The sequence below is a fragment of the Sphingobium cloacae genome (assembly GCF_002355855.1).
In the GTDB taxonomy this organism is placed as follows: domain Bacteria; phylum Pseudomonadota; class Alphaproteobacteria; order Sphingomonadales; family Sphingomonadaceae; genus Sphingobium; species Sphingobium cloacae.
Genome location: NZ_AP017655.1, coordinates 1861291 through 1874633, shown reverse-complemented (window position 1 = coordinate 1874633; position 13343 = coordinate 1861291). Strand labels below are relative to the sequence as shown.

Here is a 13343-nt window from a genome sequence, read left to right as displayed (position 1 = left end):
TCATTCTCCCTTCAGCGCGCGGGTGATGGTGTTGAGGCGACCTTCCAGGAAGGAAAGGGTCGTGCGATATTTGACGGCGTTCTCCGCGAACAGCGTCTGTTCGGTGCTGAGTTCGACGGTGTTGCCGTCGAGGCTGGGCTGGAGCGGGACGCGGTAGCCCATGGCGTCGTCGACCGCCTTCGACACGCTGCCGCCGGCGGCGCCGGTGGCTTCCTTGAGCGCGGCGTCGAAGTCGATGTCGCGCGCCTTGTAGCCCGGCGTCGAGGCGTTGGCGATGTTGGACGCGAGCAGGGACAGGCGCTGCGAGCGAAGCGCCAGCGCCTTTCCATGGATCCCGAACAGACCGTCTTCCAGCGACATTTTCCGTCTTCCGTCTTTTTGCCCCGAGGGGCCTAAAAGTTTCGATCGCCGCGCCGTTCTGAAGCCTGATGGCGTGCAGTGCGGGCAATCCAGCCTGATATTCGCAAGAGCCGTGCCAATTTGCGTGGGTGACGCGACGGCAAGGGCTGAAACGGCGGAAATCCGGGGGATTGGCTTGCACGGGCGGCAAAGGCGGCAATTTTTTGCCGGGCGGCGGCAGACATTTGCCGGGTCCGGATGGAGCGATGTATCATGACGGGAATATGGGGGCATCTGTTCGATCCGCTGACCTTGCTGGCGATGGTCGCGGGGATCGGGCTGGTGGCGCTGTTGCAGAATGGCGGCGCGCCTTTCGCGCGCGCCTTCGCGGCATTGGGGCCGCTGGTGACGGCCCGTCCGGCGCGGGATCGCGACGCGGCGCGGGCGGCGATGCTGAAGATCGACCAGGTGGCGCAGTTGCGCGGCCTGTCCTGCACCGACCGGGTGAAGACCGCCAGTCCCTTCCTTTCCGAAGCCGCGCGCCGGCTCGCCAATTGCGAGCGGATCGAACAGTTCGAGACATGGGCGGCGCAGGCGCTCGCGGATCGCGGGCAGCGCCATGCGGCGGCCCGCAACGTCTGGCTGTCCATCGCCGACGCCGCGCCCGCGCTGGGCATGGCGGGGACGATCATCGGCCTGGTCGGCATGTTCGCGGCGATGGACGATCCCGCGAAGCTGGGTCCGTCCATGGCGCTGGCGCTGCTGACGACGCTGTATGGCGTGGTGATCGCCAATATCGTGGCGGCCCCCATCGCGGCGCGGCTGGCCGACCTTTCCGAGCGGGAGCTGGCTTGGCAGCGGGAAGCGGTGGAGCGGATGCTGGCCATCGCGCGGCGCGAGAATGCGCCGCTGCGCCGCGCGTCGATCCGCGAAGTCGCATGAGCGCCGCGCCGCCTCCTTCCGCCATGGCCCGGCGAAACCGCTGGGCGATCAGCTTTGCCGATCTGCTGTTGCTGCTGCTGGCCTTCTTCGTGCTGTTGCAGGCGAGCGGGCAGCGGCGCGACGTGATGCTGGCGGGCCTCAGCCAGCAATTTGGCGGGCGGCCGATGCGGCACGGGATCGAGCTGCGCGCGGCGGAGCTGTTCGTGCCGGGCGAGGCGCTGCTGACCGGCACCGGCAAGGCGCGGCTGACCGCGATCGCCCATGAGTTTTCGCGCGAAGGCGGCGGGATCGAAGTGCGCAGCCACGGCACGGACGCGGCGCGGCAGCGGTTCGACGACTGGGATCTGGCGGCGGCAAGGCTGGGCGCGGTGGCGCGGGCCTTGCGGGCCGAGGGGATCGCCGAGAGCCGCCTGTCGATCCGGGGGCTGGACCAGGCCGAAGGGAAAGCGGGGCAGGGACAGGTCATCCGCATCGCGCCGCAGCCTGGGTGAGGCGCAGGAGCACGGGGGGCGTGTGGCCGACTGGCACGGAAATTGCTGCAATACATGAAAGGACATCCGCTTTTTCGGAGACTGATCGTGTTGAAACTGCCCGCTTTCGGCCTTGCCGCCCTTGCCATGATGAGCGCCGCACCGGTGCTGGCGCAGCAGAAATTCGAGAATCTGGACCGGATCGACAGCCTCGTCGCGATGACCGCGGGAGCCAATATGGGCGAGCCGGGCGGTCCTGCCGCGCCGGTCGACAGGCGGCTGAAACTGGCGGCCTGTCCGACGACGCCCAGTGTCGAAGGGCCGGTTTTCGGCGCGGCGATGGTGAAGTGCGACGCGCTGGGATGGCGCATCCGGGTGCCTCTGGTCCCCGGCGGCGCGGCGGCGGCGGCGTCCGGGCCGGTGGCGCGCTATACCGCCGCCGCGCGGGTCCAGCCGAAGGAAGCGGTGGTCAAGCGCGGCGATCCCGTGCAATTGATGGCGGGCAACGCGTCGTTCAGCGTGTCGCGCATGATGGTCGCGGACGAGGACGGCGCGATCGGAGAGACGATCCGGGTGCGCGAGGACAAGAAATCCTCGCCCATATTGGCGCAGGTCGTGGATATGGGCATGGTGCGCATTCCGGGATTTAATGATTTTTGAACTTGTCCGTTATAGAGCGATGGGACGAGTGAAGGATTGAACCCATGATCAAGTCAGTTGGCCAGAGCCTGAGCGCCGCCGTCGAAGCATCCCGCATCCGGGAAGGCGGCAAGACGCGCGCGGCTTCCACCGGCACGGAACAGGCCTCCGCTTCATCCGCGGCTTCGGCCAGCCCGGCCGCCCGCATGGCGGCGGAAGGCGCGCCGGTCGACATGGATCGCGTCGCGGCGATCAAGGCGGCCATCGCTTCGGGCCATTATCCGGTCAATGCTTCGGCCATCGCCGAACGGATGCTGGCGCTCGACCTGCCGGTCGCGGGATAAGATCGTGCCGCTGGGCCTTGCCGCACTCGATCAACTGCACGGCGCCTGCGAGGATTTGCGGGCGGTGCTCGACGGATCGGACGCCGCCGCCATCGATGCGGCCAGCGTCAGGATCGGCCAGGCGGCGGAGGCGGTCCGCGCGGTCGGCGTGTGGCGATCGGAACCGGCGGTGGCGGATCGGCTGAAGGCCATCATGCCGCTGCTGGAAATGGCGCGGGTGCGCACGCGGGTGCTGTCCGACCAGGCGAATCAGAAGCTGGCCCTGCTGGCGGCCCATGGATCGGAGACGGCCCCGCTGGTTTACGGACGGTAGGGTTCTTTAGTCTTGCGGTGATGGATGGGGCGCCTTCGGGCGCTTTTTTTGTTTGAACTGTTGTTGGGTCGGGATGGCTGATTTCGGCCATTTGCAGACATCCGGTCCGGTGATATCAAATAGCTATGATCGTGCTTTCCCTCGCCGTCATCTTCGCAGTGATACTCGCCGGCTTGTCCATTTGGGCCAATGCCCGTTTTCGGCATCATGAACGCTTACCCATGCAATGGTCACTTACTGGAGCCGTAAACTGGACCGCGCCTCGCGCTCTGGCTCTCAGTCTCGTTCCAGCCTTGGCCACCGGCATGCTGGCATTCATCGCGGTTCTTGCCCTGAACGTCAGGCCAAGGGCAGGGCAGGAAAATATGGTCCTGCCCGTTACGATAATGATCGGCGCGACCTTCATCGCGGTTCATCTCTTTCATTTTCGATTGATCGACAAAACCATCAAGCGAAACGGCGGCTAACCACCCCTCACCCGTCATTCGCGGGCCAGGTCGGCGTGATGGTCTTGCCGTGGACGCTCAGGCGGTAGCGGAGCGGGCGGTAGCTTTGCGTGCGCCACCAGGGTTCGGGCACCTGGAAGAGACCGTGCTCATCCGCCTTGCGGCCAAGGCCCTTGCGCGCGGTGACGGCGGCGAGCAGCGGGGCGAGGATCAGGCCCGCCACCACCGGCAGCATCCAGCCCAGCGGCGTATTGCCCCGGATCGCGAGCAGTGTCAGGCCGACGCCCAGCAGGATATGCCATTTGAAGAGCCAGATCGCGCTGACGATCGCCATGCCGTCGCGGTCGCGGGTCTGGCCGTTCCATGCGCTCTTGCGGCCCATGAGGATGCCGAAGAGGTTGATCGTCTGCGTCAACATGCTGACAGGGGCCATCAGGATCGAGAGCAGGATGTCGAGCAGCACGCCCCGGCCCATCCGCGCCGCGCCGCCAAAGCCGATGCGGCGGGCGGGGTCGGCCAGCGCCCAGATCATCGAGAGCAGCTTGGGACCGAACAGCAGCACCGCCGTCAGGGCGAGCAGGCTGCCCGACGGCAGCACCGCGCTCGCGGGCCAGAGGCCGGACGCCGCGCCGCCCAGCACGACGAGGATCAGCGCCAGCCATAAGGGCGAGGTGCAATAGGCCGATGCGCCGACGAAAAGCTGGAAGCGGCTGACCGGATGCAGCCCCTTGATCTTCGCGATCAGGGGAACGTGCTGGATATTGCCCTGGCACCAGCGCCGGTCGCGGGTGGCGAGGTCGGGCAGGGAGGGGGGAAATTCCTCGAAACTGTCGTCCGCCGTCACCATGTGCACGTCCCAGCCGCGCCGCCGCAGCAGCGCCGCCTCGATCATGTCGTGGCTCATGATGTGGCCGCCGAAGGGCGCGCGGCCGGGCAGTTCGGGAAGGCCGCAGCTTTCCGCGAAGGCGCGGACGCGCAGGATGGCGTTGTGGCCCCAGAACATGCCTTCGGACCCTGCCCACCAGATCATGCCCGCCGCCGAGATCGGGCCGAAGAGGCGGCTGGCGAATTGCTGCCAGCGGGCGAAGAGGGTGGAGGCGCCGACGACCGTGGGAACGGTCTGGATCAGGCCCAGATGCGGGTGAAGCTCCATGTCGGCGGCGAGGCGGGCCATGGTCTGCCCGCTCATCACGCTGTCGGCGTCGAGCACGATCATATGATCGTAGCCGCCGCCGAAACGCTGCACCCATTCGGCGATATTGCCCGGCTTGCGCCCCACATTGAGCGCGCGGCGGCGATAATGGACGGCGCGGGAGAAGCTGTGGCGGATCGCCTGATAGGCTTCCCGCTCGATCTCGCCATTTTCGGGGTTGGAATCGCTCAGGATGAAAAATTCGAAACGCTCGCCGCCCATGACCTGGGTCAGCGACCGCTCCATGATGGAGAGGCGGCCGAGGACGCCCAGGAAATCCTCATTGCAGACGGGGAGGAGGATGGCGGTCTGGCCGCGCAACGGATCGCCGGGGCGAAGCGGGCGGGGCTGGACGCCGCGGCCCCGGCCGATGGTGAGCAGCAGGAAACCGATGAAGCTGGTCGCGAAACCGAAGGCGATCCACGCGAAAAGCGGTATGAACAGGGCGAGATAAATGCCTTCCCACAGCGAGATGCCGTCGAGGCCGATGGAAATCCGCATTTCATGCGCGGCGATCGAGGCGGGGAGCAGGGCGAGCAGCACGACCAGCAGCCGCCGCGCCCAAAGATCGATGTTGAGCGGGCGCGCGGGCACGCCTTCCGGGGCGGCGGAAAAATCCTGCACCGGCATGGCCAGCGGCATTTCGGCGGGCACCTGTTCGAAGGCCCGCGTCACGGATGCGCCTTTTGGCTGTTCATGCGCCGGCTTCATGCCGTCCGTGCCCTTCATTCCCGTTCCGTATCCTTTTGCCCCGCAGGCACAACCCCCGCCTTCCCCAAGGGTTCCGGTCATGCGCCCAGCGGATAATGCACATATTCGCTGATGGCGCGATTGCCGGAGCGGAGTTGAACGCGAATATCCGTCGCTCCGCCGCCCTGCCGCGCGACATCCAGCACGACGCGGAAGAGATCGCGCTGGCCCAGGACGGGATAGCCGGCTTTTTTCAGAAGCGTCCCATGGGCGGCGTCGGCCCAGATTTCGGGCTTGGCCTCCTTCACGCCCGCGAAGTCGATGACCAGCCGGTCGTGGCCCGGCTGATCGCCGCGCCCGCGCCACACGTCCGTGACCCATGCGGCGGTGGATGAGGCGGGCCGCTGCGCCGCCGACCAGTCGAGCCGGTAGCTGGCGTCGATCCGCCTGCCCGGACGGACGGCGGCGGAAGGGGTCCAGTAAGCGGCGATATTGTCGGTATATTCGCTGTCGGTCGGGAAGGCGTAGAGGCGGACCTCGCCCGCGCCGAGCTTCTTCGACGGCGCGGCCCAGAGCGAGGGGCGGCGGTCGTAGAATACGCCGTCATCCTGATAATGGCTGAAGTCGCGGTCGCGCTGGAGCAGGCCGAAGCCCGCCGGATTGCTCTCTTCAAAGACATCGACGCGCGGGGCGGAGGGGTTGACGAGCGGGCGACCATGCGCCGTGCCGTCCGCGCTGGCGATGGCGAGCATGTCGCTGTCGTGGATTTCGGGCCGCCAGTCGGTGCCCTGGATGCGGTTCGCCTGATCGTACCAGAACATGCTGGTCATGGGCATGAGGCCCAGTTCCTCTATGGGACGGCGGGGGAAGAGGGCGGCGCTGACATCCTGCCGGACGCCCTGCGGCGTGTAGCGGTTGACGAAACGGAAGGCCCCGGTGATCGACGCGCCGTCCAGCAGGGCGTGGACGGTGACGCTGTCGGGGCCGGTGCGCTCCAGCCAGAAGCGGGTGAAGCGGGGAAACTCCTCCTTGCCCGCGATGCTGGTGTTGATCGCGACGGCGCGGGCGGAAAGGCCGAACTGTTTCTGCGGGCCGGGGGCGCGGAAATAGCTGGCGCCCAGGAAGGAGAGCCAGTCCCCGTCGCGCGCCGCGTTCATGATGCGGAAGCCCGCGAAACCGGCGTCGGGGCCGAGCGCCGCGACCGCATTGCCGGGCGGCGTCTCGAACATGGCGGGATCGTAGGCGAGAGGGCGGGCGCGGCCATTTTCCACGATGGTGATCGCGACGGGCTGGGCGGCGTTGGCGCTCAGGGGGAAGAAGCGGATGCCGGTATGGCCGGGCAGGTCGCCCCAGAGCGTGCGCTCTTCCCGGAAGCGGGCCTGATGCAGCGCGTCATAATCGACCTTGGCCGCGCCGGGGTGGAGCGGCGTTTCCTTATAGGGCGCGCGGGCGAGGCGCTGGGCCATGGCGACCAGCATGTCCCATGAAAAGGCGTCGTTCCGGCCCTGGGCGAAAAGCGGGCGGGGGAGGAGAAGGGCGGCGCTGGAGGCGGCGATCATCGCGCGCCGGTCGATCATGGTCATGGGTCCCATCATGGGAAGGCCGCCGCGCTTTGCAAGCGGCAAGAGCGCGCAAATGCGATGAAGCCTCCGCCCGGGGGGACGGAGGCTTCTCCATTCTGGCCGTGATCGAAAGGTGCTGGCCCCGGCACGGTGGGGACTGTTGATGTGCCGGGGCTGGCTTCGGCCGGATGAGGCGGCCAGGCCCCATCCGGTCAATTCCTTGCCTTAGCTGATGAGCTTCAGGACGTTCTGCTGGCTCTGGTTCGCCTGGGCGAGCATCGCGGTCGAAGCCTGGCTCAGGATCTGCGCCTTGGCGAGAGCGGTGGTCTCGGACGAGAAGTCCGCGTCCTCGATCCGGCTGCGGGCGTCGGACAGGTTGGTGACGTTCGCGGTCAGGCTGTTCACCGTCGATTCCAGGCGGCTCTGCACGGCGCCGAGATTGGCGCGGGCGGTCGAGACCGACTGGAGCGCCGTGTCATAGAGCGCCAGGGTGGCCGTGGTGGCCGTGCCGGCGCTGACGGTCGCGGCGCTGGCGCCGACGACGGCCGAAAGATCGATGCCGCCCACCGACATGGAAACCGAGTCGGACGCGCTGGAACCGGCCTGGATCGTGATGGTCGCCGCCGTCGTCGGGAAGAGCGCGATGCCGTTGAACTTGCTGTTCGTCATCACGCTGCTGATCTGGGTCGACAGCTGGTCGAGTTCCGACGTGATGTTCGCCTTCGAATTGGTGTCGTTGGTGCCGTTCAGCGCCTGGACGGTCAGTTCCCGCATGCGCTGCAGCATGTTGCTGACTTCGCCCAGCGAACCTTCCGCCGTCTGCGCCAGCGAGATGCCGTCATTGGCGTTGCGGATGCCCTGCGTCATGCCGCGGATCTGCGAGGTCATGGTCGAGGCGATGGCGAGGCCGGCGGCGTCGTCCTTCGCGCTGTTGATGCGCTTGCCGGTGGACAGGCGTTCCATCGCGGTGCTGAGCGCCTTGCTCGACGCGGTCGAAGCGTTGGTGGCGCGCAGAGCGGAAGAGTTGGTTCCGATAACAGTCATGATGTTCCCTTTCGTTTCACTTCAGGTCGCTGCCATCAGGCTGCTTGCGGCCTCGAAAGGGGATAACGGCGGGGCGGAAAAAGCTTTTAGGGGGACATGCATTTTTTTCGAAAATAGCCAAAAAAACCGTCCCTTACGCGCGCGCGTATATAAGAAGCCGGGAAAAGGGCCTTGCCGGGGCGGAAAAAAATTGCCGGTCGGCGGCAAGGGACAAGCGAAGTTAACCATATGATAACCATGAGAGGCGCAAAAACGGCCTATCGAAAGGGGGCTGGAAAGCGCGGGGGCGCCGGACAGCCGCAATGATGGGGAATGAGCATGTCGTCTCTCGACGTCAGCCAAAGGGTCTGCGCGCTGGTTCCGGGGTTGCAGCACTGGCTTGAAAATGCCTTTTTCGCGGTGCGGGCGGTGGATGCCGCCGCGCCGCGCGAGCGGGACGAACGCCGCGTGCTGCTGGCGACGGAGATCGCCCATGCGACCCATCGCGACATCCTCATCACCATCGTCGAGGGCGCGCCTTCGCTGGTGCCGGCCGCCAACGGCCTGCCGGCCCGCGTGGCCTTTGGCCTGGAGGATATGGGCTTCGCCTTCGCGCTGATCGCGGAGCTGGCCCGTCCCGATACCATCCCCGCCGTGGGCGACAATAGCAGCGCCCGGCTGATGACGCTGGCGGGCCGCGTGGCGCGCAGCGACGCGACGGTGCTGATCCAGGGCGACACCGGCACGGGCAAGGAAGGCATGGCGCGCTTCCTGCACGCCCAGTCGGGCCGCGTGTCGGGCGACTTCATCGCGGTCAATTGCGCCGCCCTTCCTGAAACCATGATGGAAGCGATGCTGTTCGGCCACAAGAAGGGCAGCTTCACCGGCGCGGCCAATGCGTCGGAAGGGCTGTTCCTGGCGGCGGACGGCGGCACGCTGTTCCTCGACGAGATCGCCGAACTGCCGCTGGCCTTGCAGGCGAAGCTGCTGCGGGCGTTGCAGGAGGGCGAAGTGCTGCCCGTCGGCGCGACGCATCCGGTGCCGGTGAATGTCCGCGTGATCGCGGCGTGCAACCGCAATCTTGCCGACGAATGCGCCGCCGGGCGGTTCCGCGAAGACCTTTACTGGCGTTTGAACGTCATGCCGCTGGAACTGCGCCCGCTGGCCGAGCGCCCCGGCGACATCGCCGCGATCGCCGCCGCCATGCTGCTGCGGCATCAGGATCTGGCGAAGGACGCCTTCGTCTGGCCGACCGCCGATGCGCTGGCGAAGCTGGAGGATCATGCATGGCCCGGCAATGCCCGCGAGCTGGGCAATGTGCTGCAACGCGCGCTGGTGCTGCGCGACGGGGCGCGGATCGACGCCGATGACCTGCATCTGGCCGCCGCGCCGCAGCCGGTGCGCCATTCCGCGCCGGTCCTGGTTCCCGACGAGCCGGTGAAGCTGCGCGACGTGGCGCGCCTGTCCAAGCTGGAGGCGATCCGCCTCGCCCTGCGCGAGACGGACGGGCATCGCGCCGCCGCCGCGCGGAAGCTGGGCATTTCGGAACGGACCCTGCGCTATCGGCTGGCCGAGATGCGCGAACTGGCCGCCGCCTGAGGAGAATAGCCGATGAGCAGCATCTCTCCCACCGACAGCGTGATGGCGATCCGCAACGCCATCCTCCAGAAGAACGCCGCGCTGCGCGACGTCGCTCAGACCGGCAATGCCGGCGCGGCTGGCGGAGCGGGCGGCGTCGGCGGGACCGACGCGACCAGGCCCGGCGGATTTACCGAGGCGCTGAAATCCGCGCTGGATCAGGTCAATGGCCTGCAAAGCCAGGCGGGAGAAGCCGCCGCCGCCTTCGAACGGGGGGAAACGACGGACATCGCCGCGGTCATGCTGGCCAAGCAGCAGGCGTCGGTCAGTTTCGAAGCCACCCTTCAGGTCCGCAACAAACTCCTGTCCGCCTACAAGGACATCATGAGCATGCCGGTGTAATATGAGCGAGAACGCACTTACCATAGATGGCGGCGCGGCCGCCGCTCCCGCCCTTCCGGCGGCCTCGTTCGGTGGCGGCGCCAAGGGCGTCGATGCGCTGAAGGCGCGCTTCACCGGCTTCATGAAACAGCCCGCAGTGGCGAAGAGCCTGCCGCTGCTGGGCCTGCTGGGCGTGGTCGCTCTGGCGGGGCTGGCCTGGCTGGCGCTGCGCGAACCGCCGCAGCGCGACCTGTTCCGGGCCCTGCCTGATGCCGACAAGTCGGCGGTGGCGCAGGTGCTGGACCAGAATGGCATCCGCTACAGCTTCGACAATGGCGGGGCGATGACGGTCGGGCAGGACGATTATTTCAAGGCGAAGATGATGCTGGCCGCGCAAGGGCTGCCCAAGAGCGCGCCCGACGGCAACAGCATGATCGACAGCCTGCCCATGGGCGCGAGCCGCGCGGTGGAAGGCGAGAAGCTGCGTTCGGCCCGCGAAATGGACCTGGCCCGCACGATCGAGGCGATCGATTCTGTCGAAAGCGCCAAGGTGCATCTGGCGGTCGAGCCGCCCAGCGTGTTCCTGCGCGACCGGGCCAAGCCGTCGGCCTCCGTCATGCTGCGTCTGGCGCAGGGGCGGACGCTGACCGACCAGCAGGTGAGCGCCATCGTGCATCTGGTCGCGTCCTCCATTCCGGAGCTTAATCCGCAGGATATTTCGGTCGTCGACCAGAATGGCCGGCTGCTGAGCGACAATGACGCGAACTCCGCCGACGACCGCCAACTGGCGGTGCAGGGGAAGGTCGAGGACCGCTATCGCCAGTCGGTGATCGCGCTGCTGACGCCGATTTTGGGCGCGGGCAATTTTTCGACCGAGGTGCATGCCGAACTCAACTTTTCCGAACGGCAGGCGACCCGCGAAACCTATCCGCAGGACGAGGCGCGGCTTCGCAGCGAACAGGGCAGCTGGCAGTCCGACCCGCGCGGTCAGGGCAATGGCGAGGCGGGCGGCATCCCCGGCGCGCTCAGCAATCAGGCACCGGTCAACCCGACCGTGACGCAGACCAATCCCAACGGGCAGGCCGTGCAGCAGGGGCAGACCGAGAACGGCCAGAACGCCGGTCAGCCGGGCACGCCGCCCAATCCGTTGATGAAGACGGAAGAGACGTTCAACCGCAATTTCGAACTGGGCCGCGAAGTGTCCGTCATCCGCGACGCGGTGGGCACGGTGAAGCGCCTGTCGATCGCGGTCGCCCTGGACAATGGCGCGGACGGCAAGCCGCGCAGCGCGCAGGAAATCGCCGCCCTTGAGGCGCTGGTGAAGGGCGCGGTCGGTTTCGACCAGGCGCGTGGCGACGTGGTGGCGCTGTCCTCGCGCGGTTTCGTCAAGGCGGAGGAAGTGAAGGCCCCCTGGTATGAAGCCGATTGGGTGTCGCCGCTGGTGCGCAATGTTTCCGCGCTGCTGGTCGCGCTGCTGCTGATCTTCGGGATCGGCCGTCCGCTGCTCAAGCGCCGGGCCGCCGCGCAGGAAGCCGCCGCCGCGCAGGCCGCCGAGAACGGCCAGCGCATGGGGCGCGAGATTTCGGGCGAACTCCACCGTCAGGCGGCCGAGCATCCGGGCGAGGGGCGTCCGATCACGCTCGACATGATCTCCTCGGCGCCCGACTATGCGCAGCGCGCCGACCTGATCCGCAATTTCGTGAAGCAGGACCCGGACCGGGCCGCCCTGGTCGTCCGCGACCTGCTGAAGGAAGGGAAGAAGGAAAATGCCTGAGGCCGTTTCCGTCACCCCTTCGGCGCTGAAGGGCAGCGCCGCCGCCGCCGTCCTCTTGATGCTGTTCAACGAGGATGAGGCCGCGCAGATCCTTTCGCGGCTGGAGCCGGAGGAAGTGCGCCAGCTCGGCAACGCCATGTATGACGTCGCCGATGTCGAGGTGGACGAGGTCAACCAGGCGCTCGACCATTTCGTGACCAAGGCGAAGAAGCGCACCACGATCGGCTATGGCGCGACCCAGCATATCCGGGGCGCGATGACCAAGGCGCTGGGCGAGGAGCGGGCGGAGACCATTCTCGCGCGGATCACGCCGCCGACCCGCTCGACCCAGCTTGAGATGCTGAAATGGATGGACGCGAAGGAGATCGGGGCCCTGATCGAGGCGGAGCATCCGCAGATCATGGCCATCGTGCTCGCCCATCTGGAAGCGCCCGTCGCCGCCGACGTGCTGCAATTGCTGCCGGCCGAATATCAGGAGGAGATCGTCTATCGCATCGCCACGCTGGGGCCGGTCTCCAACGAGGCGCTCGATGATCTGGAGCAGCTTCTGATGCGCGGCCCCGCGACCAAGAAGCAGGGCGCGGCGTCGCAGCGCGGCGGCACCGTCGAGGCGGCGGCGATCATGAACAACGTCCGCAAGGATAATGAACAGCGCATCATCAAGGCGCTGGCCAAGCGGGACAAGATGATCGCCCAGACCATCGAGGAGGAGATGTTCGTCTTCGACAACCTCATCGACATGGACGACAAGAATCTGGGCACGCTGATGCGGACGGTGGACAGCCAGGTGCTGGTCGTGGCGTTGAAGGGCGCGAACGAGGTGCTGAAGGCGAAGATCTTCGCCTGCATGTCCGCCCGCGCGGCGCAGGCCATCGCCGACGAGATCGAGGAGCGCGGACCGATCCGCCTTGCCGAAGTGATCGACGCGCAGAAGCTCATCATCGGCACCGCGCGGCGCATGGCCGACGCGGGCACCATCATGCTGGGCGGCAAGGGGAATGATTTTGTCTAATGTCTGGACGCTCGATAGCGATGCCGCCGTCGCCAGCGTGCCCATTGCGGGCGTGTCGCGCGTGGAAAGCGGCGGATTCCGCAGCCTCTACACCGCGCCGGCGGGCGCGCAGACGCAGGCGATGCGGATGGCCGCGCAGGCCGATGCCGAGCCGGACGCCGATCCCATGGAACAGGCGCGGATCGAAGCCTTCGCCATGGGGTTCGACGAAGGGTGCCGCGTGACGGAAGAAGGCATGGCGGCGGACGCGGAGGCGCGCAACCGGCTGGCCGAGGCGCTGGAGATGCTGACGCCCGCGCCGAGCGGGACGCTGGCGACGATGCTTTCCGCCACGGTCATTCGCCTGGTGACGCAGATCGTGGGCGAGGTGGAGATCGATTCCGGCCTGCTGCAACAGCGGTGCGAGGGCATCGCCGCATTTGTCGAGGACAATGAAGGCAAGAGCGCGCTCCACCTGCATCCCGACGACATACCGCTGGTGGAAGGCTCGCGGATCGGCGTGAAGCTGGTGGGCGATGCGTCCATGAGCCGGGGCTGCGTGCGGCTCGATACCGCCGACGGCTGGGTCGAGGACGGGCCGGACGTGCGGCTGGCGCGTTTGCGCGCTCTGCTGGACGACATGGAGGGCCGTTCATGAA

Annotated in this window: 15 protein-coding genes; 11 read left to right on the top strand and 4 right to left on the bottom strand. The window is 67.2% G+C overall.

Annotated elements, in window-relative coordinates; genetic code table 11:
- Positions 1-360 carry a flagellar basal body rod protein FlgB gene (gene flgB / locus SCLO_RS09205; protein ID WP_066514904.1) on the bottom strand — a complete coding sequence of 120 codons (360 nt, stop codon included), beginning with the start codon at positions 358-360 and terminating at the stop codon, positions 1-3.
- A 252-nt stretch (positions 361-612) separates the two neighbouring features.
- Here flgB and SCLO_RS09200 point away from each other — a divergent pair, with 252 nt between their 5' ends.
- From SCLO_RS09200 to SCLO_RS09175, 6 genes are all read left to right on the top strand, one after another.
- Complete coding sequence (locus SCLO_RS09200; protein ID WP_066514896.1) at positions 613-1281, top strand: MotA/TolQ/ExbB proton channel family protein; 669 nt, start codon at positions 613-615, stop codon at positions 1279-1281.
- Positions 1278-1772, top strand: a complete 495-nt coding sequence (locus tag SCLO_RS09195; RefSeq protein WP_066514894.1) for a flagellar motor protein MotB — start codon at positions 1278-1280, stop codon at positions 1770-1772. The genes SCLO_RS09200 and SCLO_RS09195 overlap by 4 nt, the downstream gene beginning before the upstream one ends.
- A 129-nt stretch (positions 1773-1901) precedes the next feature.
- Positions 1902-2411 (top strand): flagella basal body P-ring formation protein FlgA, encoded by a 510-nt coding sequence (locus SCLO_RS09190; RefSeq protein ID WP_174521943.1) that lies wholly within the window; start codon positions 1902-1904, stop codon positions 2409-2411.
- A gap of 44 nt (positions 2412-2455) precedes the next feature.
- On the top strand, positions 2456-2734 hold the full coding sequence (gene flgM / locus SCLO_RS09185) for a flagellar biosynthesis anti-sigma factor FlgM (protein ID WP_066514892.1): 279 nt from the start codon (positions 2456-2458) through the stop codon (positions 2732-2734).
- Between the two features lie 4 nt (positions 2735-2738).
- Positions 2739-3047, top strand: coding sequence for a hypothetical protein (locus SCLO_RS09180; RefSeq protein ID WP_066514889.1), 309 nt, complete (start codon positions 2739-2741; stop codon positions 3045-3047).
- A gap of 125 nt (positions 3048-3172) precedes the next feature.
- Positions 3173-3514 (top strand): hypothetical protein, encoded by a 342-nt coding sequence (locus tag SCLO_RS09175; RefSeq protein WP_066514886.1) that lies wholly within the window; start codon positions 3173-3175, stop codon positions 3512-3514.
- Positions 3515-3521: 7 nt separating this feature from the next.
- Here SCLO_RS09175 and mdoH read toward each other — a convergent pair whose 3' ends face one another.
- The 3 genes from mdoH to SCLO_RS09160 all read right to left on the bottom strand — a co-directional run bounded on the left by mdoH (position 3522) and on the right by SCLO_RS09160 (position 7981).
- Positions 3522-5414: a glucans biosynthesis glucosyltransferase MdoH gene (gene mdoH / locus SCLO_RS09170; RefSeq protein ID WP_066514883.1), complete on the bottom strand. Its 1893-nt coding sequence runs from the start codon at positions 5412-5414 to the stop codon at positions 3522-3524.
- 59 nt (positions 5415-5473) lie between these two features.
- Positions 5474-6958, bottom strand: coding sequence for a glucan biosynthesis protein (locus SCLO_RS09165; protein WP_066514876.1), 1485 nt, complete (start codon positions 6956-6958; stop codon positions 5474-5476).
- A 204-nt stretch (positions 6959-7162) separates the two neighbouring features.
- A complete protein-coding gene (locus SCLO_RS09160; protein WP_066514875.1) occupies positions 7163-7981 on the bottom strand; it encodes a flagellin N-terminal helical domain-containing protein in 819 nt (272 codons plus the stop codon).
- A gap of 318 nt (positions 7982-8299) precedes the next feature.
- On the opposite strand from SCLO_RS09160, the gene SCLO_RS09155 reads away from it, so the two are divergent.
- From SCLO_RS09155 to SCLO_RS09135, 5 genes are read left to right on the top strand one after another with little or no spacing between them, the layout of a single operon-like run.
- Complete coding sequence (locus SCLO_RS09155; RefSeq protein ID WP_066515153.1) at positions 8300-9559, top strand: sigma-54 interaction domain-containing protein; 1260 nt, start codon at positions 8300-8302, stop codon at positions 9557-9559.
- A gap of 12 nt (positions 9560-9571) precedes the next feature.
- On the top strand, positions 9572-9940 hold the full coding sequence (fliE, locus tag SCLO_RS09150; protein WP_066514874.1) for a flagellar hook-basal body complex protein FliE: 369 nt from the start codon (positions 9572-9574) through the stop codon (positions 9938-9940).
- Between the two features lies 1 nt (position 9941).
- The gene (gene fliF / locus SCLO_RS09145) at positions 9942-11693 is read left to right on the top strand and encodes a flagellar basal-body MS-ring/collar protein FliF (protein ID WP_066514871.1); all 1752 of its coding nucleotides are present in this window, start codon (positions 9942-9944) and stop codon (positions 11691-11693) included.
- Positions 11686-12705, top strand: coding sequence for a flagellar motor switch protein FliG (fliG, locus tag SCLO_RS09140; RefSeq protein WP_066514869.1), 1020 nt, complete (start codon positions 11686-11688; stop codon positions 12703-12705). Before fliF ends, fliG begins: the two co-directional genes overlap by 8 nt.
- Positions 12692-13342, top strand: coding sequence for a FliH/SctL family protein (locus tag SCLO_RS09135; protein ID WP_066514867.1), 651 nt, complete (start codon positions 12692-12694; stop codon positions 13340-13342). The genes fliG and SCLO_RS09135 overlap by 14 nt, the downstream gene beginning before the upstream one ends.
- The last annotated feature ends 1 nt before the right edge of the window (position 13343 follow it).

What these genes read in the sequence shown, in the direction of transcription:
- flgB (WP_066514904.1), bottom strand. Translation starts at nt 360, where the DNA reads ATGTCGCTGGAAGACGGTCTGTTCGGGATCCATGGAAAGGCGCTGGCG.
- SCLO_RS09200 (WP_066514896.1), top strand. Translation starts at nt 613, where the DNA reads ATGACGGGAATATGGGGGCATCTGTTCGATCCGCTGACCTTGCTGGCG.
- SCLO_RS09195 (WP_066514894.1), top strand. Translation starts at nt 1,278, where the DNA reads ATGAGCGCCGCGCCGCCTCCTTCCGCCATGGCCCGGCGAAACCGCTGG.
- SCLO_RS09190 (WP_174521943.1), top strand. Translation starts at nt 1,902, where the DNA reads ATGAGCGCCGCACCGGTGCTGGCGCAGCAGAAATTCGAGAATCTGGAC.
- flgM (WP_066514892.1), top strand. Translation starts at nt 2,456, where the DNA reads ATGATCAAGTCAGTTGGCCAGAGCCTGAGCGCCGCCGTCGAAGCATCC.
- SCLO_RS09175 (WP_066514886.1), top strand. Translation starts at nt 3,173, where the DNA reads ATGATCGTGCTTTCCCTCGCCGTCATCTTCGCAGTGATACTCGCCGGC.
- mdoH (WP_066514883.1), bottom strand. Translation starts at nt 5,414, where the DNA reads ATGAAGGGCACGGACGGCATGAAGCCGGCGCATGAACAGCCAAAAGGC.
- SCLO_RS09165 (WP_066514876.1), bottom strand. Translation starts at nt 6,958, where the DNA reads ATGACCATGATCGACCGGCGCGCGATGATCGCCGCCTCCAGCGCCGCC.
- SCLO_RS09160 (WP_066514875.1), bottom strand. Translation starts at nt 7,981, where the DNA reads ATGACTGTTATCGGAACCAACTCTTCCGCTCTGCGCGCCACCAACGCT.
- SCLO_RS09155 (WP_066515153.1), top strand. Translation starts at nt 8,300, where the DNA reads ATGTCGTCTCTCGACGTCAGCCAAAGGGTCTGCGCGCTGGTTCCGGGG.
- fliE (WP_066514874.1), top strand. Translation starts at nt 9,572, where the DNA reads ATGAGCAGCATCTCTCCCACCGACAGCGTGATGGCGATCCGCAACGCC.
- fliF (WP_066514871.1), top strand. Translation starts at nt 9,942, where the DNA reads ATGAGCGAGAACGCACTTACCATAGATGGCGGCGCGGCCGCCGCTCCC.
- fliG (WP_066514869.1), top strand. Translation starts at nt 11,686, where the DNA reads ATGCCTGAGGCCGTTTCCGTCACCCCTTCGGCGCTGAAGGGCAGCGCC.
- SCLO_RS09135 (WP_066514867.1), top strand. Translation starts at nt 12,692, where the DNA reads ATGATTTTGTCTAATGTCTGGACGCTCGATAGCGATGCCGCCGTCGCC.